At 71.7% G+C, this 25,124-nt stretch carries 14 protein-coding genes; 2 read left to right on the top strand and 12 right to left on the bottom strand.

What is annotated here, in order from left to right; all coding sequences use genetic code 11:
* Positions 1-295: 295 nt before the first annotated feature.
* From ACFP2V_RS32385 to ACFP2V_RS32375, 3 genes are all read right to left on the bottom strand, one after another.
* Complete coding sequence (locus tag ACFP2V_RS32385) at positions 296-1,588, bottom strand: M50 family metallopeptidase (RefSeq protein ID WP_381218851.1); 1,293 nt, start codon at positions 1,586-1,588, stop codon at positions 296-298.
* 8 nt (positions 1,589-1,596) lie between these two features.
* Positions 1,597-2,859: a 1-deoxy-D-xylulose-5-phosphate reductoisomerase gene (gene dxr, locus ACFP2V_RS32380; RefSeq protein ID WP_381218848.1), complete on the bottom strand. Its 1,263-nt coding sequence runs from the start codon at positions 2,857-2,859 to the stop codon at positions 1,597-1,599.
* A 204-nt stretch (positions 2,860-3,063) separates the two neighbouring features.
* Positions 3,064-5,004, bottom strand: coding sequence for an acyl-CoA dehydrogenase family protein (locus ACFP2V_RS32375; RefSeq protein ID WP_381218847.1), 1,941 nt, complete (start codon positions 5,002-5,004; stop codon positions 3,064-3,066).
* A gap of 433 nt (positions 5,005-5,437) precedes the next feature.
* Between ACFP2V_RS32375 and ACFP2V_RS32370 the strand changes: the two genes are divergently transcribed.
* Positions 5,438-6,487, top strand: a complete 1,050-nt coding sequence (locus ACFP2V_RS32370) for a LacI family DNA-binding transcriptional regulator (protein WP_381218846.1) — start codon at positions 5,438-5,440, stop codon at positions 6,485-6,487.
* Positions 6,488-6,560: 73 nt separating this feature from the next.
* Here the strand turns inward: ACFP2V_RS32370 and ACFP2V_RS32365 are convergent, their stop codons facing one another.
* The 6 genes from ACFP2V_RS32365 to ACFP2V_RS32340 all read right to left on the bottom strand — a co-directional run bounded on the left by ACFP2V_RS32365 (position 6,561) and on the right by ACFP2V_RS32340 (position 15,398).
* Positions 6,561-7,274, bottom strand: a complete 714-nt coding sequence (locus ACFP2V_RS32365) for a glycoside hydrolase family 12 protein (RefSeq protein WP_381218845.1) — start codon at positions 7,272-7,274, stop codon at positions 6,561-6,563.
* Positions 7,275-7,308: 34 nt separating this feature from the next.
* Positions 7,309-9,570: a glycosyl hydrolase family 95 catalytic domain-containing protein gene (locus ACFP2V_RS32360; protein ID WP_381218844.1), complete on the bottom strand. Its 2,262-nt coding sequence runs from the start codon at positions 9,568-9,570 to the stop codon at positions 7,309-7,311.
* Between the two features lie 32 nt (positions 9,571-9,602).
* Positions 9,603-11,570 (bottom strand): beta-galactosidase, encoded by a 1,968-nt coding sequence (locus ACFP2V_RS32355; protein ID WP_381218843.1) that lies wholly within the window; start codon positions 11,568-11,570, stop codon positions 9,603-9,605.
* A 130-nt stretch (positions 11,571-11,700) separates the two neighbouring features.
* Positions 11,701-12,639, bottom strand: coding sequence for a carbohydrate ABC transporter permease (locus ACFP2V_RS32350; protein WP_381218842.1), 939 nt, complete (start codon positions 12,637-12,639; stop codon positions 11,701-11,703).
* Positions 12,636-13,679, bottom strand: coding sequence for an ABC transporter permease (locus ACFP2V_RS32345; protein WP_381218841.1), 1,044 nt, complete (start codon positions 13,677-13,679; stop codon positions 12,636-12,638). Before ACFP2V_RS32345 ends, ACFP2V_RS32350 begins: the two co-directional genes overlap by 4 nt.
* Positions 13,680-13,706: 27 nt before the next feature.
* Complete coding sequence (locus ACFP2V_RS32340) at positions 13,707-15,398, bottom strand: extracellular solute-binding protein (RefSeq protein ID WP_381218840.1); 1,692 nt, start codon at positions 15,396-15,398, stop codon at positions 13,707-13,709.
* A 377-nt stretch (positions 15,399-15,775) separates the two neighbouring features.
* On the opposite strand from ACFP2V_RS32340, the gene ACFP2V_RS32335 reads away from it, so the two are divergent.
* Complete coding sequence (locus ACFP2V_RS32335) at positions 15,776-18,733, top strand: glycoside hydrolase family 3 C-terminal domain-containing protein (protein ID WP_381218839.1); 2,958 nt, start codon at positions 15,776-15,778, stop codon at positions 18,731-18,733.
* A 348-nt stretch (positions 18,734-19,081) separates the two neighbouring features.
* Here ACFP2V_RS32335 and ACFP2V_RS32330 read toward each other — a convergent pair whose 3' ends face one another.
* The 3 genes from ACFP2V_RS32330 to ACFP2V_RS32320 all read right to left on the bottom strand — a co-directional run bounded on the left by ACFP2V_RS32330 (position 19,082) and on the right by ACFP2V_RS32320 (position 24,831).
* Positions 19,082-20,527: an aldehyde dehydrogenase family protein gene (locus tag ACFP2V_RS32330; protein ID WP_381218850.1), complete on the bottom strand. Its 1,446-nt coding sequence runs from the start codon at positions 20,525-20,527 to the stop codon at positions 19,082-19,084.
* A 359-nt stretch (positions 20,528-20,886) separates the two neighbouring features.
* Positions 20,887-22,500 carry a PucR family transcriptional regulator gene (locus tag ACFP2V_RS32325; protein WP_381218838.1) on the bottom strand — a complete coding sequence of 538 codons (1,614 nt, stop codon included), beginning with the start codon at positions 22,498-22,500 and terminating at the stop codon, positions 20,887-20,889.
* A gap of 207 nt (positions 22,501-22,707) precedes the next feature.
* Positions 22,708-24,831 (bottom strand): ATP-binding protein, encoded by a 2,124-nt coding sequence (locus ACFP2V_RS32320; RefSeq protein ID WP_381218837.1) that lies wholly within the window; start codon positions 24,829-24,831, stop codon positions 22,708-22,710.
* Positions 24,832-25,124 lie beyond the last annotated feature (293 nt).

Here is a 25,124-nt window from a genome sequence, read left to right as displayed (position 1 = left end):
CCCGCCCACCGCCACCGACCCGACCTGGATCCGCCGGCTCCTGCGGCGCGGGGCGAGCGTGGTCGGAACGGACGGCATGCCGAGAGAAATCGCAGTCATCTGCTGTGCAACCCCAAGTCGTGGATCAAGGTCCGGCTCCCGGTGAGCAGCGGGCTCCGGGCTCCGAGATTACGGCACGGCCCTCGGCCCCGGCACATCCCGGCGGCAAACCCACCCAAAGGGCGATGGCCCGGAACGAAAGGGTTCCAGGCCATCGTGAACGGCAGGTGTCCGGCGAATGTGTACCGGACAGACCCTACGAGATCCGTATCGGGTTCACCACGTCCGCGACGAGGACGAGGAGGGTGAAGCAGACGAAGACACCGGCCACCACATAGGCCACCGGCATCAGTTTCGCCACGTCGAACGGGCCCGGGTCGGGGCGGCGCAGCACCCTGGCGAGGTTGCGGCGCAGCGACTCCCACAGGGCGCCCGCGATGTGCCCGCCGTCGAGGGGCAGCAGCGGGAGCATGTTGAACAGGAACAGGGAGAGGTTGAAGCCCGCGAGCAGCATCACGAACATGGCCATCTGCTGCGAGGCCGGGATGTCGAGCGTGGCGATCTCGCCGCCGACCCGGGCCGCTCCGACGACGCCCATCGGGGAGTCCGGCTCTCGCGGGCCGTCACCGAAGGCGGCGTCCCACAGGGCGGGCACCTTGGACGGCAGAGCGGCGAGGGAGTCGATCGCGTCGCCGACCCGGTCGGTCATCCAGACCACGGAGTCGCCGAAGTCCTGCTTCACGACGCCGGTGGCCGCGCTGAAGCCGAGGAAGCCCGCCTTGACGTACTCGCCCTCGACATAGATCCCGTGGGAGTCCTTCTTGGCGACCAGGTTGGTGGCGATCTTCGCCTGGAGGGTGACCTCCTGGCCGTCGCGGTCGACGACGATCGGCACGGCCTTGCCGGCGCTGTCGCGGATGAGGTCGGACAGCGTGGCCCAGTCGTCGGTCCTGACGCTGTTGAACGCGACGATCCTGTCGCCCGCCTCCATGCCGGCCGCGGCGGCCGGGGACCGGGGGTCGGACTGCTTGCACTCGTCGCGGTTCTCGCTCTGCGAGATGACGCAGGGGGAGACGGAGCTGACGGTGGTGGTCTGCTGCTGGATGCCGAAGCCCATCAGCACGGTGAGGAACAGCACGACCGCGAGGATCAGGTTCATGAACGGGCCCGCGAACATCACGATCACCCGTTTCCAGGGTTTCCGTGTGTAGAACAGGCGTTTCTCGTCGCCGGGCTGCAGTTCCTCGAAGGCGGCGGAGCGGGCGTCCTCGATCATGCCGCGCCACGGTGAGGTGGAGCGGGCCTCGATGCGTCCGTCGGCGCCGGGCGGGAACATGCCGATCATGCGGATGTAGCCGCCGAACGGGATCGCCTTGACGCCGTACTCGGTCTCGCCCTTGTGCCGGGACCAGAGGGTCGGGCCGAAGCCGACCATGTACTGGGGCACCCGGATGCCGAACATCTTGGCGGTGGAGAGGTGTCCCAGCTCGTGCCAGGCGATCGAGACCAGCAGGCCGACTGCGAAGACGACTATGCCGAGGATGAACATCAGGATCGTCATGCACGCGCCTCCGCGCTCGCCGTACGGGCTGTCAGTTCCCGGGTCCTCGCTCGCGCCCAGGTCTCCGCTTCGAGGACGTCCGGGACCGTCAAAGAGGTTCCCGGCCGGGGGGTGCCGTGCTCCTCGACCACCCGGGTGACCGTATCGATGATCCCGTTGAACGGCAGCGCGCCGGAGCGGAACGCCTCCACACACTCCTCGTTCGCCGCATTGAATACCGCCGGGGCGGTTCCCGCGAGCCCGCCCACGTGCCGGGCCAGGTTCACCGAGGGGAAGGCCTCGTTGTCGAGGGGGTGGAACTCCCAGGTGGACGCCTTGCTCCAGTCGAAGACCGGGGCGGCGTCGGGGACCCTTTCGGGCCAGCCGAGGCCGATGGCGATGGGCCCGCGCATGTCGGGGGGCGTCGCCTGGGCCAGTGTCGATCCGTCCGTGAACTCAACCATCGAGTGGACATACGACTGCGGGTGCACGACGACCTCAATGCGATCGAAGGGAATGTCGTACAGGAGGTGCGCCTCGATGACTTCGAGGCCCTTGTTGACGAGGGTCGCGGAGTTGATCGTGATCACCGGGCCCATGGCCCAGGTGGGGTGGGCCAGGGCGTCCTCGACGGTGACGTTCGCCAGTTCGTCCCTGGTACGGCCGCGGAAGGGGCCGCCGGACGCGGTGACCACGAGCTTTTGGACATCCGCGCGGGTTCCGGCGGCCAGCGCCTGGAACAGCGCGGCGTGCTCGGAGTCGACGGGGATGATCTGTCCCGGCGCGGCCAGTGCCTTGACCAGCGGGCCGCCGACGATCAGCGACTCCTTGTTGGCGAGCGCGAGGGTGCGGCCCGCCTCCAGGGCGGCGAGGGTCGGGGCCAGTCCGATGGAACCGGTGATGCCGTTGAGGACGGTGTGGCAGTCGGAGGCGGCGAGCTGCGTGGCCGCGTCCGCTCCGGCCAGGATCTCGGGCAGCGGCTCTCCCGCGCCATACCACGCGGTCAGCGCGTCACGCAGCGCGCCGACGACGTCCTCGCGGGCGACGGCGACCGTGCGCACCCGCAGCCGGTGGGCCTGTTCGGCGAGGAGCGCGACGCGGCCGCCGTTGGCGGACAGGCCGGTGACGCGGAAGCGGTCGGGGTTGCGCAGTACGAGATCGATGGCCTGGGTGCCGATCGACCCGGTGGAGCCGAGGATCACCACGTCCTTGGGGCCGTTCCCCGCCACGGGGTCGTACACCAGGTGCGGGTCGGCGAGCGGAGCTGGAGCGTCGGTCATGGACCCCATTGTGTCCGGTCGCGGGTACTGCCGGGGCCTCGCCCCGGCAGCTCGTGCGTCATGGTCTGCGCCGGCGTTCCGTCACCGGTCCGCCCGGTCCATCCCATTCCGTCCCTGCTCCTTCCCTTCCTCCTCCCCGTTCCTCCCGGCTCCCTCCCGGCATCACCCGTGCCCGCCGGCTCCGGGCCACCGCGGCCGGCCGCCTCAGCGGATCGGCCGGTGCTGGTTCTCCCGGGTGCTCGGGCCGGGCGCGGCGTCCGCGATCCAGGGGCCGTCGCCCGAGGGGTCGACGACGCCCTGCTCCAGCCAGGTGTACGTGCCGGAGAGCACACCTTTGACGACCCTGCGGTCGATGTCGTCGGTGTTGGTCCACAGCCGGTCGAAGAGCTCCTCGACGCGGACGCGGGACTGGCGGCAGAAGGCGTCGGCGAGCTGGTAGGCCTCGCGGCCGTTCTCGCCGCGGGTGCGCAGGAGTTCGGCGCGGACGCAGGCGGCGCTCATCGCGAACAGTTCGGCGCCGATGTCGACGATCCGGCCCAGGAAGCCCTGCTTGGTCTCCATCCGGCCCTGCCAGCGGGACATGGCGTAGAAGGTGGAGCGGGCGAGCCTGCGGGCCGCGCGCTCGACGTACCGCAGATGCGGCGACAGGTCGATGCCGTGCTTGAACTCACCGTAGGTGCCAGGGACCTGTCCGGGCCCCGCGACGAGCTTGGGCAGCCACTTCGCGTAGAAGAGGCCGGCGTTCGCCCCTGCCCTCGCCTTGTCGCCCAGGCTCTTCTCGGGGTCGATGAGGTCGCCGGCGACCGACAGGTGGGCGTCGACGGCCTCCCGCGCGATCAGCAGGTGCATGATCTCGGTGGAGCCCTCGAAGATGCGGTTGATGCGCAGGTCGCGCAGGATCTGCTCGGCGGGGACCGCCCGCTCACCGCGTTCCCGGAGGGAGTCGGCGGTCTCGAAGCCGCGTCCGCCGCGGATCTGGACCAGTTCGTCGGCCATCAGCCAGGCCATCTCCGAGCCGTACAGCTTGGCGAGCGCGGCCTCGATGCGGATGTCGTTGCGGTTCTCGTCGGCCATCTGCGAGGACAGGTCGAGTACGGCCTCCAGGGCGAAGGTGGTCGCCGCGATGAACGCGATCTTCGAGCCGACCGCTTCGTGCAGTGCCACCGGTTTGCCCCACTGCTCGCGGGCCGCCGACCATTCGCGGGCGATCTTCAGGCACCATTTTCCGGCGCCGACGCACATCGCGGGCAGGGACAGCCGCCCGGTGTTCAGCGTGGTGAGCGCGATCTTCAGGCCCTGCCCCTCCTCGCCGATGCGGTGGGCGGCGGGGACCCGGACGCGGTGGAAGCGGGTGACGCCGTTCTCCAGGCCGCGCAGGCCCATGAAGGCGTTGCGGTTCTCGACGGTGATGCCCTCGGAGTCCGCTTCCACGACGAACGCGGTGATGCCGCCCCGGTGACCCTCGGACTTCGGCACGCGGGCCATGACGACGAGGAGGTCGGCGACCACGCCGTTGGTCGTCCACAGCTTCACGCCGTCGAGGACGTAGGCGTCGCCGTCCGGGACGGCGGTGGTGGCGAGCCGTGCCGGGTCGGAGCCGACGTCGGGCTCGGTGAGCAGGAAGGCCGAGATGTCGGTGCGGGCGCAGCGCGGCAGGAAGGTGTCCTTCTGCTCCTGGGTGCCGAACATCTTCAGCGGCTGCGGGACGCCGATCGACTGGTGGGCGGAGAGCAGGGCGCCGATCGCGGGGCTGGCGGAGCCGACCAGGGCGAGGGCCTTGTTGTAGTAGACCTGTGTCAGGCCGCGGCCGCCGTACTTGGTGTCGATCTTCATGCCGAAGGCGCCGAGTTCCTTGAGGCCGGTGACCACCTCGTCGGGGATGCGGGCCTCGCGGTCGATCAGGGCTCCGTCGATCCGTGTCTCACAGAAGTCGCGGAGCTTGGCCAGGAACTCCTCGCCGCGCTCGGCGTCCTCGGCGGCCGGGAGAGGGTGGGGGTGGATGAGGTCGAGCCGGAAGCGGCCGAGGAACAGTTCCTTGGCGAAGCTGGGCTTGCGCCAGTCCTGCTCCCGGGCGGCCTCCGCGACCTGACGGGCCTCCCGTTCGGTGACGGTGGGTCGGGACAAGGACTCGGGTGTTGCGGACATGAGGCTCACCTCGCCGCGTATCGGAAGGTATGCGGAATGTGGAGGGTTCGGCACCGGCCCCGAGGACCGTTTCATGCGATCTTGGGGGTTACGTCACCGACTGGTGCTACCCGTACGTATCTACCCGATTCGTAGCGACCCCGCCACCCTTTGTGCACCCGTTCGGCCGATCCGTCGCGGCCTCCCGGCCGGGCCGGACCCCCTCGGGATGACGGTGGCGCGCTCGTGGCAACCTGGGTGGCACGGGGGTCCGGCTCACGTCTCGCCCGCAAGCGGCGGACAGGTCGGCACACCCCCGCTGTCGAAGCGCTTCGACAGTTGTATGGACACGCACCCGTGCTGGTATTAGGGTCGAGTCACCGATCAAGTCACCCTCACCCGTCCCATCGTCCTGGCGCACTGTCGAAGCGCTTCGCAACAATTGGAGAGCTGGATGGTCACCCTCGCCGAGGTCGCCCAGCACGCCGGAGTCTCGGCGAGCACGGTGAGTTATGTCCTCAGCGGCAAGAGGTCCATCTCCGCGAACACCCGGCAGCGGGTCGAGGAGAGCATCCGCACGCTCGGGTACCACCCGAACGCCGGGGCCCGCGCCCTGGCCAGCAGCAGGTCCAACATCATCGCGCTGATGGTCCCGCTGCGGACGGACATGTACGTGCCCGTGATGATGGAGATCGCCATCGCCGTGGCCACCACGGCCCGCGCCCACGGGTACGACGTCCTGCTGCTCACCGGCGAGGAGGGCCCCGACGCGGTGCGCCGCGTCGCGGGCAGCGGACTCGCCGACGGGATGATCCTGATGGACGTCGAACTCGAGGACGAACGGCTGTCGTTGCTGCGCGGCGGGGACGCCCCCGGTGGAACACCGCCGGGCGTACGGGCCGACCAGCCGGCGGTGCTGATCGGACTGCCCGCCGACACCTCCGGCCTGACCTGCGTCGACCTCGACTTCCGGGCCACCGGTGCGCTCTGTGTGGAGCATCTGACGAAGCTGGGGCATCGCGACATCGCCGTCATCGGCGAGGCCCCCGCGGTGTACGAACGGCACACCGGCTTCGCCGAGCGCACCCTGGAGGGACTGCGCTCCGAGGCACGGGAGTCGGGAGTGCGGCTGCTGCACCGGCCGTGCGAGGGCGGGTACGACGCGATGGCCTTGACGCTCGCCCGGATCCTCGACGAGCGTCCGGGCACCACCGGGTTCGTCGTACAGAACGAGTCGGCGGTCGAACCGCTGCTCGCCCTGCTGCGGCAGCAGGGGCGGGCCGTGCCGGAGGACGTCTCGGTGGTCGCCGTCTGCCCCGAACAGGTCGCCGTCCAGGCCTCGGTGCGGCTGACGTCGGTCGCCATTCCCGCGCAGGAGATGGGCCGGTACGCCGTGGAGCACCTGGTCGCCAAGCTCGACGGGCGGAGCGGGGACGAGGTCGTGCTGATCGCGCCCGAGCTGACGGTCCGGGCGAGTTCGGGCCCGGCCCCCGTCCGGACGTAACCCGCCCCGCCCCGCCCCGCCGTCGCTCCTCCGTGGGGTGGGCGGCCGGCCGCCCACCCCACGGAGGCCGGGGTCAACTGCTGCTGACCGTCAGGTTGTCGGTGCGGAAATCCAGACCGCCGGGCGATGAGGTGATCTCGTAGCCGAACTGGACGTCGCCGATGGTCTCGTTGCCCATCCAGCCTTTGGTGTCCTTGATCCAGTCGAGGATCGGCAGGATGTTGACGGTCCCGGAAGTGGAGCGGGACGTGCGCAGGAACGAGAAGACCTCGTTGGCGCCGTTGTCGCCCTTGTAGACGTTCCAGGTGTGGCCGCCGAGGCTGACCGTGCCCTGCGGGCTGCCGAGCGGGCCGACGGGGCCGTACTGGTTGACCCAGAGCATGATCTCGTAGTCGTAGTCCGTGTCCCAGATGTCGTACGACGTGTTGTACGCGCCCGCGGACGGGACGGTGACGTTGTAGCTGCTGGTCAGCGAACGGAGCGAGTCGATGGGCTTGTTGACCACCTTCTTGGCGTTCGGATACGACTTGATGCCCCCGGTGCCCGGGTGGTTGGCCCACGCGCCCCAGTTGGTACCGGAGTTGGCCCAGACGCACTGGCTGCCGGCGCCGGAGCCCCAGATGTTGTTGTAGAGGATGTAGCCGTTCAGCGTGGTGTTGCCCCACTGGTCGCAGGAGCTCCAGATCGCGGCGTGGGCGGGGGCGGAGGCCGCGCCCACGGTGATGCCGAGGGCGAGGGCGGGGGCCGCCAGGACCGTGCCGATCCTGCTCAGGATGTTTGGTGCCATGGGGTTCCTTCCATGGGTGGGGGGAGCGCCGATGTCACCGCGCCTTCAGGGTGAGGACGCGGTCTTCGTGGGCGACGAGGTCGAGCGGCTCGACGCCGTCGGAAGTCCGAAGTGCGATGCGGACGGTGCGGGTGGGACGCAGGACGGCGGTGGCGCCGTCCTGCGTCCAGGTGAGGTCGAGGACGGCGCCGAAGCGGGTCCGTACGCCGTGCAGCGCCCCGCGCGGGTATTCCGCGGGCGGGGCGGGCAGCAGGACCAGCCGGTCGGGGGTGGACTGCACGAGCGCCTCGATCAGCACGGCCGGGAGGGTGTGGGCGGCGTCGGCGTTGTAGACGTCGCGGTGGGGGTAGTGCGCGCTCATCAGGGAGGCGTGGAAGAAGTCGCCGTCGAGGACGCTGCCGAGGGCACTCGCGACCCGTTCGGCGTCGCGGAGGCGAGCGGCGATCAGGGCGTGGTGCAGGTGGCCGTGGGCGGAGTCGTTCTCGGAGCCGCGCAGTTCGAGGGCGCGGTGGGCGGCGGCGGCCAGGTCCGGGGTGTCGTAGGGAGTGATCTCGTGCAGCGGCCAGACGGCGTAGAGGTGGCTGAGGTGGCGGTGGTCGTAGGCGTCGGTGAGGTCGGGCCGGGCCCATTCGGCCAGTGCACCGTCCGCGTTGATCCGGTGCGGCGGGAGCCGGTCGGCGAGGGCCCGCCAGCGGTCGGCGTGCTCGGGGTGGCGGTCGGCGGCGGTGCGCAGCGCGTGCCGGGCGGCGGAGAGGTCCATGGCCGCGTTGACCGTGCCCCAACCGGCGTTCGCGGGACGGTTCTCGGGTGAGTAGGAGGGGACGACGACCAAATGGCCCTCGTCGTCGGTGCGGGTGAGGAAGTCCTCGTAGAACAGGGCGACTTCGGCGAGAACGGCGGTGGTGCGGGGATCGTGCTCGCCGCGGATGTCGTCGTGGTCGACGAGCGGTCCGAGGAGCCAGTCGGCGCCCGCTGTCCACAGGTGCAGCGGGTACTCGCGGTTGAAGTGGTACGCGTGCCCGGACTCGCCGTCGGAGTGCGCGGGCGCGACCACGCCCCGGGCGCCGAAGACCTCCCGGGCGTTGTCCCGCCAGTCGGGCAGCTGACGTTGGACGAGTGACGCCAGTGCCTCGGTGACCTCGGGGAGGGCGGCCGCGGCGGCGGAGGCGGTCTGGAGGTTGAGGTTGGCGTCGTTGGTGAAGGCGCCGGACCAGGCGGTGTCCCAGTCGCCGGTCCACAGGCCGGTGAGGCGGGGCGGGAACAGGCCGCCGGAGGACAGCAGGTGGTAGCGGCCGGCCGCGAAGAGGCGTTCGAGCCCGGCCGCGCTGCGCGGCCCGGCCAGCAACTCCGATCCCGGCAGGGCGCGTTCGGCCGGGTCGGCGGCCAGGTCGAGGGTGACGCGCTCGTAGGCGGTGCGGTGGAGGGACAGGTGACGGGACAGGAGGGCGTCGTACGCCTCCGCGGGCGACCCCGGCCCCGCCCCCGCTTCGTCCTCGTGCTCGCCGTGGTCGACCAGGTCCCGCAGGGCGCGGCCCTCGGCGACCACGTCCGCCTCCCCGGTGTGCCGGCGTACCCGGGTGAGCAGGAGTACGGATCGCGCGCCCTCGACCCGCACGCCCGGCGGGGCGAGCGTCGTCACGCCGCCGGTGGCGGCGACCAGGGTGACGCCGGTGTACGCCAGGCCGCTGTCCGGGTAGCGGGCGCGCAGGCTCAGCAGGGCGCCCTCAGCGGTGAGGACGGCACCGTGTCCGACGCCGAGCCCGGTGGGGGCACCGTCGAGACGGTGGTCCAGGCGGATGTCGAGGGTGAGGTCCGGCCCGGTGACGTACTGGACGATCACGTCGTCGGCGCGGGAGACGAAGACGCGGCCGGTCCGGCCGGCGCGGGTGGCCTCCGCCACTCCGGTACGGAAGTCGACGGCGCGACGGTGGAACGACGGGGCCTCGGTGTCGTCCTGGATGCCCTCGGGTCGGCGCAGGCGTACCTGGAAGGCCGGGTGGAAGGGCCGTACCCACTGGAGCGGCCGGCCGTCGGTGAAGGTCTCTGCGGCGCTCGCGTCCCCGGCGAGCAACCGGTCCTGGAGGGCAGGCAGTTCGTCGGCCAGCCGGGGCGGCAGCCGGTCCTCGTCGGCGCCGACCGGACGGACCAGGGTGTGATGGGTGACGACGACCCGTTCGTCGTCCGGGTCACCGAACACAAGAGCGCCGTGGTGGCCGTTCCCGCTCAGGAAGGCGTCCTCCCAGCGGGCGGCGGGCCGCGGTTCCCAGGTCCCGTGGACGGGTGCGGTGCCGTTCATGGGCGTGCTCGTGAACGCGTTCCGGGGTGCGTTCACGGGCGCAGCACCGCCGCGCCGTGGCGGCCGAGGGCGACCCGGTCGGTGACGTCGGTGCCGGTGAGCAGGTCGTGGTGGGTGCCCGGCAGGTCGACGGCGACCGGTTCGCGGCCGTGGTTGAGCAGGAACAGCAGGTCGCCCCGGCGTACCGCCTCGACCTGGTCGGGGAGCCCGTCGAGCACCGGCCGCACGCCCGCGCCGACGGCGATCCGGGTGAGCAGGTCGCGCAGCGCCTCGGGTTCGGGCAGCGTCGAGACGTACCAGGCGCGGCCCTTGCGCAGGACGGCGGGCAGTCCGTCGAGTTCGCCGCCCTTGTAGGCGGTCGTGGCGTCGGCGGTGCCGTCGGCCTCCAGTTCCTCGGACCACAGGGTGCCGCGAAAGCCCTCGCAGGCGACGGTCTCCCCTGCGGCCAGCGGCCACCACTCGTGCAGGGTGCGGATGCCGAAGAGGTCCCTCAGCCGGGCGTCCATGCCTCCGGGCCGCACCCGGTCGTCCTCGTCGGCGACGCCGGTCAGGAAGCCGCAGACGAGGGTGCCGCCGCCGCGTGCATGGGCGAGGAGGTTGTCGACGGCCGCGTCCGTGAGCAGGTAGAGCTGGGGGACGACGACCAACGGGTAGGCGGACAGGTCGTGTTCGGGGTGGGCGAAGTCGGTGGTGAGGTGGGCCTGCCACAGGGCGCGGTGCCAGGCACGCAGCATGCCGGGATGGTCGACCTCGCGGGACGGCCGGGCGTCCTGGTCGCCGGCCCACCAGGAGTGCCAGTCGTGCAGTACGGCGATGTGGGCGGTGCCGTGCGTGCCGGTGACGTGCGGGGCGATCCGCGCCAGGTCGGCGCCGAGCCGCGTGACCTCCTGGTACGTACGGCCCTGCTCGCCCGCGTGGCTCACCATCCCGGAGTGGAACTTCTCCGCGCCCTGCCGGGACTGGCGCCACTGGAAGTAGCAGACGGCGTCCGCGCCGCGCGCCACGGCCTGCAGGGACCACAGGCGGTTGAGGCCGCGGGGTTTGGGGTGGTTCACCCCGCGCCAGTTGACCGCTCCGGCCGCCTGTTCCATGAGCATCCAGGGGCCCTGGGCCTGGGAGCGCGTCATGTCCTGGACCAGGGCGCCCTCCTGGGCGCCGAAGGGATCGCGCGGGTCGGGGTAGAGGTCGACGGAGACGACGTCCTCCTCCCCGGCCCAGCGCCAGGCGTCCTGCCCCGCCCACAGCGGCATGAAGTTGGTGGTGACCGGGAGGTGCGGGGTGTGCCGGCGGACGATGTCGCGTTCGGCGGCGTAGCACTCCAGGAGCATGTCGGACGTGAACCGCTTGAAGTCCAGCACTTGGGTGGGGTTCTTCAGGTAGTGCGGGTGGCGGGGCGGCATGACCTCGGCCCAGTCGCCGTAGCCCTGGCTCCAGAAGGCGGTGCCCCAGGCGGTGTTGAGGGCGTCGAGGCTGCCGTGGCGCTCGCGGAGCCAGTCGCGGAAGCGGGCGGCGGCCTCGTCGCCCCAGTCGTAGGTGCAGTACTCGTTGTTGATGTGCCACATGGTGAGGGCGGGGTGGCCGGCGTAGCGGGCGGCCAGGTCCTCGGTGAGGGCGGCGGCGTAGCGGCGGTAGGTGGCACTGGAGTGGGAGAAGTGCTGTCTGCCTCCCCACCACTCGGTGCGGCCCTCCTCGTCACGGGGCAGGGTGTCGGGGTGGAGGTGCCCCATCCAGGGCGGCGGCGAGGCCGTCGGGGTGGCGAGGACGACGCCGACACCGGCCTCGTGCATCAGGTCCATGACGCGGTCCAGCCAGGCGAAGTCTCTTTCTCCCGGGCGGGGTTCGAGCTTCGCCCAGGAGAACACGCCCAGTGTGACGGTGTTGACGCCGGCCTGCTTCATCAGGCGGACGTCCTCGTGCCAGGTCTCCTCGGGCCACTGCTCGGGGTTGTAGTCGCCGCCGTAGAGGATGCGCCCGCGGGTGGCGTCGCTCAGTCCGGGCATCAGGTCCGCTCCCGGTGGGTGAGGGACGTACGGGATGTGCGGGACGCGTGCATGACCTACCTCGTTCTGCGGGTGTCGGGGGTGGGACGGCCGGTGGGGAGCCGCGGGCGCGGCCGGGGCTCCCCCTCCGTCAGCCCTTCACGGCGCCGGTGAGCATGCCCTTCTTGAAGTGCTTCTGGACGAAGGGGGACAGCACGGCGACCGGGAGCAGGGCCATGACCATGACGGCCATCTGGACGGCCAGTCCCGACAGCTGCCCGGTCCTGATGGCCTGGCCGAGGCCGACGGGGGCCTCCTGTTTCTGGACGAGCTGGATCATGACGTTCTGCAGGGGCAGCATGTTCTGGTCGTTGAGGTACAGGGAGGCGTTGAACCAGGCGCTCCAGTAGCCGACGGCGTAGAAGAGCGTGATGACGGCGATCACCGCGCGGGACAGCGGCATGACGATCTGCCACAGGATGCGGAAGTCGCCCGCACCGTCGATGCGGGCGCTGTCGACGAGTTCCTGCGAGATGTTCATGAAGAAGCCGCGCAGGACCAGGATGTTGAAGACGCTGAGGGCACTGGGCAGGATCAGGGCGAGGTAGGTGTCGGTCAGGCCGAGCGTCTGCACCAGCAGGTACGTCGGGATGAGGCCGGCGCTGAAGAACATGGTCGCCAGCAGCGTAATCAGGATCCAGCGGTGCCCGAGCGAGTCGGTGCGCGACAGGCCGTAGGCGCAGAGCACGGACACGGTCATCGAGAACAGGGTGCCGACCAGGGTGACGCCGATGCTGACCAGCGCGGCCCGGGTGACCTGGCCGCCGCTGAGCAGTTCCTGGTAGGCGATGAAGGTGATGTCCTTGGGCACCATCACCAGGCCGCCGGCCTCGTCGATGGTCTTGCGGGTGGACAGGCTGGTGACGATCACGATCCACAGCGGGAAGACGACCGCCAGGCAGGCGAGGACCAGGATGACGCCCTTGCCCGCGAGCCCGGCCTTGGTGGGCGCTTCTTCCCACACCGGGCGGGGCGGGGCGGCCCAGCCCCGGACCCTGCGCCTCGTGGGTTCGTCGATCACGGCGGTCACTTCTTGTACACCCCCTGCTCGCCCATGAGATGGGCCACCTTGTTCGCGGCGAGGACCAGACCGAGGCTGACCACGCCCTTGATGAGGCCGGCGGCAGCCGCGTAGCCGAAGTCCTGGTTGCGCACGCCGTTCCACCAGACGAAGGTGTCGAGGACCTCCGACGCCCCTGGTCCGACGGCGTCGCGTTGCAGCAGGATCTGCTCGAAGCCGACGGTGAGCGCGTCGCCCACCCGCAGGACGAGCAGCAGCGCGATCACGGGCCGCAGCGCGGGCAGGGTGACGTGCCACATCCGGCGCCGGCGTCCGGCGCCGTCCATGGCGGCGGCCTCGTACAGGTCGGGGCTGACGGAAGCCAGCGCGGCGAGGAAGACGATGATCCCCCACCCGGCGTCCTTCCACACGCTCTGCGCGGTGAGCAGGAACATGAAGGTGTCGGGGTTGGTCATGACGTCCAGGCCGTCGTGGCCGTTCTGGCGCAGGAGCTGCGAGAAGATTCCCGCGCCGCCGAACAGCTGCTGGAAGACGGCGATGACCAGGACCCAGGAGAAGAAGTGCGGCAGGTACAGGACGGCCTGCGCGACCGCCCGCACCCGGGGCCTGATCACGCTGTTGATGAGCAGCGCGAGCAGGATCGGAATCGGGAAGAACAGCACGAGCTGGAGGAAGAAGAGCACCAGGGTGTTCTTCAGGGCGTTCCAGAACGCCGAGTCCTCCATGATCCGCTGGAAGTTCTCCAGGCCCACCACGGGGCTGTTCAGTATCGAGACGACGCCGTTGTCGCTGATGTAGGGGTCGTAGTCCTGGAAGGCAACGATGTTGCCGAGGATCGGCAGGTAGTTGAAGACCAGGACCAGTGCCACGGCGGGCAGGGCCATCAACAGCAGGACGCGGTCGCGCCGGTATCTGAGCCGCAGGCTCAGGGTGCCCCGTTTTTCCCGGGGTGGTACGTCCGGGGGGCCGGCGGCGTCACCGGACGCCGCCGGCCCCTCGACCGGCTTCGTGGCCTCGGCCTTGCTCCGAGGCACCGTGCTGTGCGACACGGCGGTTCTCCTTGCCCCGGCCCCGGGTCAGCCGGCCGCCGGGCCGTTCTCGTCGAGGATCTTCTGATACCAGTCGCGCAGCTTGTCCCCGCCCTTGCTCTTCCAGTCGGACACGGCCTGCTGCATGTCGCCGATCTTCTTGTGGCCGCGGACGATGTCGTCCTCGAGCTGCTCGAAGTCGTTGGAGAGGCTGGTCAGGCGGGAGGGCTCGGTGATCTGCATCCCGTAGAAGGGGGTCTTCCTGGTGAAGGCTCCCATCCGCTGCTGCCACTCGACCTGCCCCTTGGCGACGTTCGCGAAGTCGGGGTGGGCGATGGTCGGGGCGGGGCTCGCCACCATCACATAGGCGTTGACGACGTGGTTGTTGCCGGTGTCGTTCTTGACCGGGACGCCGTTCTCGACGCTGTAGTGGGTGCCCTCGACGCCGTAGTTGGTCAGCATGAACTCCTTGGTGCCGTACGGCGCCGCGGTGACGTTGGCGACCGCCAGGGTGTCGCGGATGACGGCCTCGGAGGCCTTCTTGTTGACGAAGGCGAAGATGTTGGCCGGCTGCGTCGCGTACAGCGTGGGGTCGCCGCCGCCGTGGCCGAAGATGTCCATGCCCCAGATCTCGAAGTCCGGGTTCTGGATGGCCTGGGCCGCGGTCAGGCCGTACCAGCTGGAGATGTCGTTGTTGTAGATCAGGAACTCGCCGGCGGCGAACTTGGTGCTGGGATCGGTGGCCTGGCTCTTGCCGAGCTTGAAGTCGGGGTGCACCACACCGGCGGCGAACAGCTTGCGGGTCCATTCCAGGGCCTCGAGGTACTGCTCCAGCTCGGCCCGGTAGACCAGCCTGCCATCCTCCTCGATCCAGCCGAGCGGCTTCTCCTGGCCGGAGGGCACGCCGAACGCGTTGAACGCGGTCCACTTCATGTCGCCGCAGGCCCACCGCTTCGCCTTCGCGTTGGTGGCGTCCTTGGCCAGGGCCATGAACTCGTCGGCGGAGGTGGGAATGTCGTAGCCCTCCTCGTCGAAGATGTCCTTGCGGTAGTACGGCACGATGTTGGTGACGTAGGAGGCGGGCATCGGCAGGCCGCGCAGTTTGCCGCCGAAGATGGAGCGCTGCCAGGCGTCCGTCGGGATCGCCGCGAGGTTCGGGTACTCCTTGACCTTGTCCCCGGACAGGTAGGGGCCGAGGTCGGCGAACTTGCTCGTGACGGCGCTCGGTATCTTGCCGCCCATGTTCCAGCCGGGGATCACCACGACGTCCGGGACGTCGCTGGAGGCGAGGACCGCGCCGAGCTTCTGGTCGTAGGTGTTGCCGTCCTGGTTCTGCCAGGCGACGTCGACGCCGATCAGGTCGTTCATGGCCGTGTAGTAGGCGTTGTCGCCCTTGGGCGGCGAACCCCAGAACGGCGCCATGATGGTGACCTTGCCGCCCTTGCCGAGCTTCTTCGGCACCGAGGTCTTCAGGCCGGCGAGGTCGAGCTTGCCGGTGAAGCCGACCGCGGAGCCGTTCTTCGACGCGATGTCCGGGGTCACCACGCTGCCGGCCACGAAGGCCGGGAGGATGTCCTTCGCGTCCTTGCCCGAGGTGGTGCCCTCCCGCGAGCCGCTGTCCGCACCACCGCACGCGGCGAGCAACGGCATTCCCCCCGCCACCGCTGCGGTGGCGACCGCCGTGGAGGCGAGGAAGCTTCTCCGACTGGGCCCGGAGGAGGTGGAGGCGTTCGGCGTCATTGCGTCAACCCTTCATGGCGCACCAGGACACCCGGCGGCGGCCGTCGGCTGCGGTGTCTTCACTGGAACTGGCTGAGCCGAAGCGGTCGTTCGGAGGGAACGTGCCGGGGAGGCGGCCCCGCAGTCGAAGCGCTTCGATGTTGCTGCGAGGTTAAGTGAACACCCAGGGACGCACAAGAGTTGCTTACAAGATTCCTCGGAGGTGCGCCGAGGAACTGCACGAGCACCATGCACGCGCACTCTTCAAGGAAATATCCGTGAGATCCCGCCGGGCATCCGATCGCGCGCACCCATGTCCTTGACACCCACCCCTACTCGGAATCAGCATCGAAGCGCTTCGAAAGCGCTTCGTCGTTCCACCGCAAGGGGATGCCCACGTGACCGCACCAACGCCGCCCACTCCGCCTTTCCGCGATCCGCGCCTGCCGTTCGCGAAGCGCATCGACGACCTTCTGTCGCGACTGACCCTCGAGGAGAAGATCGGAGCTCTGCACCAGTTCACGCCCGCCGTCGAGCGGCTGGGCGTCGCCGCCTTCCGCACCGGGCAGGAGGCACTGCACGGCGTGGCCTGGATGGGTCCGGCGACGGTGTTCCCGCAGGCCGTCGGGCTGGGGGCGACCTGGAACCCGGAGCTGGTGAGCCGGGTCGGCGAGGCGGTGTCCAGGGAGGCCCGTGCGATGCGCGCCCGGGACGAGCGGGTCGGCCTCAACGTCTGGGCACCGACCGTCAATCTGCTGCACCACCCCCTGTGGGGCCGCAACGAGGAGGGCTACTCGGAGGATCCCCGGCTCACCTCGGCGATCGCCACCGCCTACACCCGTGGCCTGCGCGGTGATCATCCGGTGTACTGGCGGACGGCGCCGGTGCTCAAGCACTGGCTCGCGCACAACAACGAGACCGCCCGGGACACCACGTCCAGTTCGGTCCGCCCGCGGGTGCTGCACGAGTACGATCTGCGCGCCTTCCGGGACACCGTCGAGGCGGGTGCGGTGGCCGGCGTGATGCCCGCGTACAACCTGGTCAACGGCCGCCCGAACCATGTCTCGCCGTATCTGCGCGAGCAGTTGCGCACCTGGACCGAGGAGGAGCTGCTGGTCTGCTCGGACGCCGGCGCGCCGTCCAACCTGGTCGATTCCGAGCACTACTTCGACACCCACGAGGAGGCCGTCGCGGCCTCGCTGAGGGCCGGGGTGGACAGTTTCACGGACCACGGCACGGACAGCTCGGTCATCGTGGGGCGCCTCGAAGCAGCGCTGCGGCAGGGGCTGCTGACGGAGGCCGAGATCGACGGTGCTGTCCGCCGGCAGCTCTCGGTGCGCTTCCGGCTCGGCGAGTTCGACCCGGGCGCGGACCCGTACGGGGACGGCGGGGACGGCAGTGTCCCGCAGGCGGAGGGGGGCGCCGACGAGCACGCCTTCGACACCCCGGAGCACCGGGCGCTGGCGCAGGAGGCCGCCGAGCAGGCGGTCGTCCTGCTGAAGAACGACGGCCTGCTGCCCCTGGCCCCGGCGCCCACCCGTGTCGCCGTGGTCGGCCTGCTGGCCGACGAATGCAAGCTCGACTGGTACAGCGGCAGCCTGATCCACCGCTCCACTCCCCTGGAAGGGCTCTACGAGCGGTTCGGCGCCGAGCGGGTGGAGTTCACGGAGGGCGTGGACCGCGTCCTGCTGAAGACCTTCGCCGGCGCCTTCCTGCACGTCCCGCCCGCGCCCGACGCCCCTGACGCGGCGCGCGGCGCCGAGGGCGCGCTGGATCCGGCGCTGCTCGCGGGCCGTACCGACCTGGCCCCGCTCACCGCCGGGCCAAAGGGCACCGAACTCGCCCTGGTCGACTGGGGCGAGGGCGTGCTGACCCTGCGTGCCCCGGACGGCCGGTATCTGTCGGTCGCCGAGGACGGCTACCTCCGCGCCTCCGCCGACCAGCCGGGCGGCTGGGTCGTGCAGGAGACGTTCCGGCTGGAACCGCACGGTGGCGGTCACCTCCTCAGGCACGTGGGAACAGGGCTCCATGTGCAGGTCGCCGCCGACGGCGTGAAGGTTGCCCCGCAGAACCCCACTGCCGAGGAGAGCGCGGCGGCCGGGCAGGACGCGGCGGCCGGAGCCGGCCCCGAGGTGTTCGAGCTGATCGTCACCGAGCACGGCGAGGAGGCCGTGGCGCGGGCCGCGGCACGGGCCGACGTGGTCGTGGTGGTCGCCGGCAACGACCCGCACATCAACGGCCGGGAGACCGAGGACCGGACGACGCTCCGGCTGCCCGCCCAGCAGGAGCTGCTGCTGCGCGCGGCCCGCGCCGCCAACCCCAGGACCGTGCTGGCGCTGGTCTCCTCCTACCCGTACGCGGTCGATCCGGCGGACCTGCCGGCGGTGCTCTGGACCGCGCACGGCGGGCAGGCCGCGGGCACCGCGCTGGCCCGGGTGCTCGCCGGTGACGTCTCCCCCGCCGGCCGGCTTCCGCAGACCTGGTACGCCGACGACGCCGATCTCCCCGGCCTGCTCGACTACGACGTGATCGGCTCCCGCCAGACCTACCTGTACTTCGGGGGCACTCCGCTGTTCCCCTTCGGTCACGGCCTGTCGTACGCGGCCTTCGCCTACGGCGGCCTGACGGCGCGGGCCGAAGAGCAGATGGTGCGCGTCTCGTTCACGGTCACCCACACAGGTGCCGTCACGGCCGACGAGGTCGTCCAGCTCTACACGCGGGCGGTGGACCCGTCGGTGCCGCGTCCGCTGCGCGAGCTGGTGGCCCACCGGCGGCTGACCCTCACGCCCGGCGAGACGGCCGAGGTCGTCTTCGAACTCCCCCTGTCCGCCTTCACGTTCTGGGACGTGGCGGTGGGCCGGTGGCGGGTGGAGCCGGGCCGGTACGAGCTGCTGGCCGGCGCGTCCAGCGCGGACGTCCGGCAGCGGACCACCATCACGCTCGACGGCGAGCCCGCCGTCCCCCGCGCGGTCCTCGAACACGGCCTGGACGCGGCCGGCTTCGACGAGCAGAGCGGCACCCAGATCGTCGACCGGACCAGGGAGTCGGGTGACGCGGTGACGCCGGTGGCCGGGCAGGAAGGCGAACTGGTCTTCCGACGCTGCGACTTCGGGAACGGGGCGAGGGAGGTGACCGTCGAGGTGTCCGGTGAGGGCACCGTCGAACTCTCCCTCGACGGCGGCCCCGTGCTCGCCGGAATGTCCCCGTCGGCCCCGGCGTCGGGCCCGTACGACTACGTCACGCTCGGCGCGCCCCTCGCTTCCACCGAGGTCCCGGCGGCCACAGCCGGCGTGCACGATGTGCGCCTGCGGCTGCGCGGCGCGCTGCGGCTCGCGCGGGTCGGCTTCTCCCGCTGAGGACACGAAGAAGCGCGAAGAGGCACGAAGAGGCACCCACGGGTACGGAAACGAAGGGGCCCGGCACCGGAAGGCATCGGATGCCGCTGGTCGATCCGGCCCGGCGTTCCGGGCTCCGTGAGCCCGTACCGCCGGAGCCGGGTACGCCGGCCGCGACCGTGACACAGTCCCGGAAAGGGTCACGGTCGGCGGACTCGTGCCCCGGGTCCGCCGGATTCACCGGATTCACCGGATTCACCGACAGCGTCCGGAAGGCATCGGTGCCGGGCCCCTCGCGGGCGACGCTCCCGTGTCACCCGCGAGGCCACCCGAAAACGGTTCCCAGGAACCGGGAACCGGCCGCCTGCCTCAGAGGGCGAGGCCGGTCAGGACCATCACCCGCTCATAGGTGTAGTCGTCCATCGCGAACCTCACGCCCTCGCGGCCCACACCGGACTGCTTGGCACCGCCGTACGGCATCTGGTCGGCGCGGTAGGAGGGCACGTCGCCGATGACGACGCCGCCGACCTCCAGGGCGCGGTGGGCCCGGAAGGCGGCCTGCAGGTCGCGGGTGAACACCCCTGCCTGGAGACCGTACTTGGAGTCGTTGACGGCGGCGAAGGCTGCTGCCTCGCCGTCCACCTTCGTCACCGTCAGGACAGGGCCGAAGACCTCCTCGCGGGCGATCGTCGCCTCGGCCGGTACGTCGACGAGCACGGTCGGCGCGTAGGAGGCGCCGTCGCGCTTGCCCCCGGCGAGGACGGTGGCACCGGCCTCGACGGCCTCCTGCACCCACGCCTCGACGCGCTCGGCGGCGTCCTGGCTGACCAGCGGACCGACGTCGGTCGCGTCATCGGCCGGGTCGCCGGTGACCTGGGCCTCCACGGCGGCGACGATGCGCGGCAGCAGCCTGTCGTGCACGGAGGCGTCGGCGATGACCCGCTGCACGGAGATGCAGGACTGGCCGCCCTGGTAGTTGGAGAAGGCGGCGATGCGCTGCGCGGCCCGGTCCAGGTCCTCGTCGCTCGCCCAGTCGGCGAGGACGACGGCCGCGCCGTTGCCGCCGAGCTCCAGGGTGCAGTGCTTGCGCGGCACCGAGTCCATGATCGCGTAGCCGACCTTCTCGGAACCGGTGAAGGAGATCACCGGCAGCCGCTCGTCCCGCACCAGGGCGGGCATGCGGTCGTTCGGGACCGGGAGGATGCTCCAGGAGCCGGCCGGCAGCTCGGTCTCGGCGAGCAGCTCGCCGATGAGCAGCCCGGACAGCGGGGTCGCCGGGGCGGGCTTGAGGACGATGGGGACACCGGCGGCGATGGCCGGGGCGATCTTGTGGGCGCACAGGTTCAGCGGGAAGTTGAACGGCGCGATGCCCAGGACGACGCCCTTCGGGAACCGCCGGGTGAGGGCGAGCCGCCCCTGGCCGCCGGCGTCGGTGTCGAGCCGCTGGCCCTCTCCGCCGTTGAACCGGCGGGCCTCCTCGGCGGCGAACCGGAACACGGAAACGGCCCGGCCGACCTCGCCGCGCGCCCACTTGATCGGCTTGCCGTTCTCGGCGGAGATCAGCTGGGCGATGTCCTCGGTGCGCTCGACGAGCCGTCGGCTGACGTGGTCGAGAGCGGCGGCGCGGACATGGGCGGGGGTGGCCGCGAACTCGTCCCGTACGGCGTACGCGGCAGCCACGGCCTCCTCGACCTGGGCGTCGGTGGGCACGCTCACCGTGCCGACGACCCGGCCGTCCCACGGGGAGGTGACGTCGAAGGAGGCTTCGCCGGTGGCCTGTCGGCCGGCGAGCCAGAAGGCGTGGGTGGCCGCCATATCTTTCTGGGGCATGGGAGATCCGGCCCTTCCGCGTTGGAGTGGGTACTTGGCCTGTCACATCCACGGTAGGGGCCTGCGGATGACGTGGCGTTTGTCCGAGTCGTAGCAGTCGGTCCGCGCCTCGCGCCGCTTTGGCAGATCGGTCGCTGCCCCGTTCTGCGCGGCCGACCACCCCGGCGGCCGACTGCCCACGCCCGCGACTGACGGCGGTCGCCGACCAACAGCCGTCGACCGGAAGCCGTCGGCCTGCGGCACGTCCTGGGCGGTCGTCGACCGGGCCCTGCCGGCCTGCGGTCGTCGACCGGAAGCCGTCGGCCTGCGGCACGTGGGCGGAGGCCTGTCACCCGAAAGCCCCGTCAGTCGGACGACGTCGCCTTCAGCGCCAGCCACAGCTCCATGCGGACGTCCGGGTCGTCCAGGGAACGGCCGAGGATCTCCTCGACCCGGCGCATGCGGTAGCGCAGGGTGTGGCGGTGCACGCCGAGGTCGGCCGCCGCGGCATCCCACTGCCCGTGCCGGGAGAGCCACGCGCGCAGCGAGGCGACGAGGTCGCCGCGCCCGGTCGCGTCGTGTTCGTTCAGCGGCCGCAGCAGTCCGTCGGCGAAGGCGCGGACGGCATCGTCCGCGAGCAGCGGCACCACGGACCCGGCGGCCATCTGCTCGTGCTCCACCAGCACCCGCCCCCGCCTCCTGGCCACCGACAGCGCCTGTCCGGCCTGCTTGTAGGCGGCGGAGGCGGCGATGGGACCGGCCGGTGCGGAGAGCCCCACGACCAGTTCGTCCTCGTCGGCGCCCATGAGGGGTTCGTGGGCTCCCCCGGCGCCCCGCACGGCCTCCAGGGCGGCCGCGTGGTCGCAGCACGCGGCCACGGCCGCGCCGCCGTCGACGGCCAGCACCACCAGCCGCTCTCCGTCCGGCACCACCAGGACCGCTTCGCCGGAGCGGGCGGCGGCGGACTCCACGGCCTCCTCGAGTGCGCCGAGGGCGTTCCCGTTCGGGTCTCCCTGGGCGCGGGCGGCGGGCGCCGTGCCCGTCTCGGCCACGACGATCCGGAAGGGCGCGTCCAGGAGACCGCCGTACAGGTGTCCGGCCACCGCGCGGGCGTGGTCCGGCTCACCGGCGAGCAGCATGCGCAGGACGGCGGCCCCGATCCGCTGTTCGGCGGCGTGCAGGGAGCGGGAGCGTTCCGTGGTCAGGGTGAGCAGCGCGACGGCGGAGTGGACGGCGTACCGCTCGGCGGTGCCGAGCGCCGCGGCGGTGCCGACGGCGAGCGCGGCCCGGGGGCGCCGGCCGGTGCCGAGGGTGTGCAGTTCGACCCGGTCGTCGTCCTCCGGCCCGGCGACGACCGACGAGGCGGGCGCGGCCCGCTCCCGCAGCCGCCGCACGTCGGCCGTGAGCCGTGCGGCGCGCCGGCCCGCCCACTCCGGTGCCGTGGCGACGACGGCGCCCGAGGCGTCGTACAGCGCGGCCCATCCGTCGACCTGGGTGGCGAGCGCGGTCAGCAGGCCCTCGGGCCCGCCGGTCAGCGCCTGCCGGGTCAGTTCCCGCTGGGCCGCGAAGCCCGCGGTCACCGCGCGGTACTGGTCGGCTGCGACGGCGGCGGAGACGGCCTTGCTGATCGCCAGGAAAGGCGTGCGGCGCGGCACCTCCAGGAGCGGCAGCCCCTCCTGGCGCGCGGCATCGACCAGTGCCTCGGGGATGTCCTCGTAGTGGACACCGACGGCGAAGCCGAGGCCGACCACCCCCGCCTCCACCAGCCGCTTCACATAGCGGCGCATCGCCGCCGCGTCCTCCGCGTCCAGCTTGAGCGCGGTGATGAGCAGCAACTCGCCGCCCTCCATGTACGGCACGGGGTCGGCCAGCTCACTGGCATGCGCCCAGCGGACCGGCACGTCGAGGCCGTCCTCGCCCGCGCGCACGGTCAGCTTGAGCGCGGAATGGTGTGCGAGCGAAGCGAGCGTCAGAGGCATGGCGCCTTCAGGTCGGCGGCGGGAACGGTCGGTCGGGTGTCCGAGTCGGTGAGCGGTATGACGTTTTGGCCGTCACGTATGAACGACCCTTATCAATTCTGCCTCACCGTATGCACACCGCGTCGCCCCGTACGCTTCGCTCTCGGCGCTCGCCACCTGCTGCGAACCGCCCCGCCCGGACCTGCGCCGCCCCGCCCGGCGCGTCCCTCAGCCCCGCAGGTCGACCAGCAGCGGCGGCGCGTGCTCGCCCCGGACGTCGGTCAGGGACAGCACCGCGTGCCCGGCCGGCATCGCGTGCGCGAGTTCGGACGCGGACCACCGCTCCCGCTCGACCTGCCGTACGGTGACCGCCCGCGCGGTCGGCGCCTTGCCGGTGATGGCCCGCCGCACCGCGTGCCAGGCCTTGCCCGCCGGGCTCTCCGCGATGATCTGCCGGTCGGTGACGTCCCGTGCCTCGATCCACTCCTTGCCCCAGACCTCGGCGAAGTCCTGCCCGTCCCACGGGGTGAGCCCGGCCAGCGCCATCCTGCATCCGACGGTCCCGAGCAGGGGTCCGCGCAGTGGCCTGGCCACGTCGTCCAGGGTGCGCAGGGTGAGCACGGCCCCGGCGTTGGCCGACCGCAGCCGCTGGACGCCGCGTACGGCCTCGGGGGTGATGACGCCGGTCGCGTCGTCCAGCAGCAGGCAGGCGAACAGGGACCGGTCCTCGCGCTCCGTCACGCTCGCGGTGAACTGGGCGAGGACGAGCCGCGCCAGCACCCGCGACGCGTCGGCGTGGCCCCGAGCGGGCAGGTCGACCCGGACCCGTACGGGGTGGTCCAGCGCCTTGAGGGTGAACGGCCGGGACTGCCCGGAGGTGTCGAAGAATCCGGCGAAGGCCGGCCGGTCGAACAGCGCCACCCGGTCGGCGAGGGCCCCGCCGACATCGCCGGGGTGCGCCATCTGCCGTTCCCGGGAGTCGAGTTCGCGCAGCAGCGACTCCTGTCCCGTCTCCGTCAGGTCCCGGCGCAGCTCGGCGAGCGGGCCGGGCGAGCCGTCGAGCAGCCCGCGCAGCTCGGGGACGGAGGGGAAGCGGCCGTGCACCGCGCGGAAGGGGCCGAGCAGCTGGGCGAGGACGGTGGTGGCGCGCCGGCTGTCGTTGCCGGGGTGTGGATCGGCCAGGTCACCGACCAGCGCCTCGGCGAGGACGGCGGCGGCCTCGTCGGGGTCGGTGGTCCCGCCGTACAGGTCGAGGTCGTACACGGAGTCGGGGTTGCCGATCCCTACCACGACGTCGTACGCGTCGGCCGGGCCCGCTCCCACGCCGGCGGCGCCGACGACGACCACGGCGGCGCGTCCGGCGAGCGCGTGCAGGCACAGCGACTCGGCGAGCGGTCGGACGACGGCGCCGGTCTTGCCGGAGCCGGCCGGTCCGACCGCGACCAGGGAGGTGCCCAGCAGTTCGGGGCCGAGGGCGAGGCCGGTGCCCCGGTAGGCGTACGGGTTACGGGCGTCGTCTGCGGTGGTGCCGAGCCGCACCTGCCCGGTGACCAGGTCGTGCCGGGCCTGCCGGGCGGGCAGGTCGCGGGCGCCGGAAGGGTGCGGGCAGGCGGCGGCGCCGTGGCCGAGTACCGCGCTGGTGAAGGCGGCGAGGGTGTGCCGGCCACTGCGTACCCCCTGCCAGGCACGGGTGATCCGGGCGTGGTCGACGTCCCGCATCAGCCCGGCGTGCGCGTCGGCGGCGAGCCGGTCCGCCGCGTCGGTGGCGCCGGCGGCACGCAGCGCGGGCCAGGTGGCGGGGTCGTCCTCGGGGGCCGGCGGGCGCTCGGCGGCCCGGGGGGTGCGACGCCAGGCAGGCAGCCCGTAGCGCCGCCAGATCTCGCCCCAGCGGCCGAGCCGACCCACGCCGACCATGATGAGGCCCGCGATCAGTACGTAGTAGGCGTAGACCACCACGACGGCGCCGAAGCTGTGCGGCTCGGCCCAGGAGTCGGGGATCATCGCGTACAGCGGCAGCAGCCACCAGCTGCCGAGGTAGCCGTTCCACAGCAGCGACCAGACCAGCCAGCCCACGAGGAACGCGATCAGGGCCCCGCTGAACAGCTGCCGTCCCGGAATCCGCTCCGGTTCCTTCTCCGGGCGCGGCCGGTGTCCGAACCGCCACACGCCGGGCAGTGCCTCCGGGCGGGGGGTGCGCAGCCAGGTCAGGAACGCCGACCCGTCCGGCAGGGGCGGCACGCCCGGTGCCCTGGCCGGCTTCGGGGGCGCCGAGGGCACCTCCGGTGGCCCGGCAGGGCGCGGCACCGGGTTCGCATGCGTACCCCGTGCGTCCTGCGTCCCGTCGCCGTCCATCGCCCTTGCCCCCTGAGCAGCCGCGCCGTTCACCATCAGCGAGCCAATCTAACGCCCCGGCAGGGCGAGTTCACCGTTCACGGCCGGGTCCGGCCACTGCGGCACTCCGCGCGGTGCCGGGTCCGCGCCGAATCCCTCGCGGTTTCCGGCCGCCACCGTGCGCCGCCTGCCCGCCACGCCCGGGCCGTCGTCCCATCCGCCGCCATTTCCCCTGCCCCGGTCCCCCGCTATGTCCACACCGGACAACCCGGCCCCCCGGACAACGCCCACATGGAGCATGCCCAGTCTCCCCT

It is taken from the genome of Streptomyces incanus (assembly GCF_042656345.1).
GTDB classification, from domain to species: domain Bacteria; phylum Actinomycetota; class Actinomycetes; order Streptomycetales; family Streptomycetaceae; genus Streptomyces; species Streptomyces incanus.
This window is presented reverse-complemented; position numbering and strand designations above follow the sequence as displayed.

Coding starts and splice junctions, on each gene's coding strand:
- ACFP2V_RS32385 (WP_381218851.1), bottom strand. CDS start 1,588: ATGTTCATCCTCGGCATAGTCGTCTTCGCAGTCGGCCTGCTGGTCTCG.
- dxr (WP_381218848.1), bottom strand. CDS start 2,859: ATGACCGACGCTCCAGCTCCGCTCGCCGACCCGCACCTGGTGTACGAC.
- ACFP2V_RS32375 (WP_381218847.1), bottom strand. CDS start 5,004: ATGTCCGCAACACCCGAGTCCTTGTCCCGACCCACCGTCACCGAACGG.
- ACFP2V_RS32370 (WP_381218846.1), top strand. CDS start 5,438: ATGGTCACCCTCGCCGAGGTCGCCCAGCACGCCGGAGTCTCGGCGAGC.
- ACFP2V_RS32365 (WP_381218845.1), bottom strand. CDS start 7,274: ATGGCACCAAACATCCTGAGCAGGATCGGCACGGTCCTGGCGGCCCCC.
- ACFP2V_RS32360 (WP_381218844.1), bottom strand. CDS start 9,570: ATGAACGGCACCGCACCCGTCCACGGGACCTGGGAACCGCGGCCCGCC.
- ACFP2V_RS32355 (WP_381218843.1), bottom strand. CDS start 11,570: ATGCCCGGACTGAGCGACGCCACCCGCGGGCGCATCCTCTACGGCGGC.
- ACFP2V_RS32340 (WP_381218840.1), bottom strand. CDS start 15,398: ATGACGCCGAACGCCTCCACCTCCTCCGGGCCCAGTCGGAGAAGCTTC.
- ACFP2V_RS32330 (WP_381218850.1), bottom strand. CDS start 20,527: ATGGCGGCCACCCACGCCTTCTGGCTCGCCGGCCGACAGGCCACCGGC.
- ACFP2V_RS32325 (WP_381218838.1), bottom strand. CDS start 22,500: ATGCCTCTGACGCTCGCTTCGCTCGCACACCATTCCGCGCTCAAGCTG.
- ACFP2V_RS32320 (WP_381218837.1), bottom strand. CDS start 24,831: ATGGACGGCGACGGGACGCAGGACGCACGGGGTACGCATGCGAACCCG.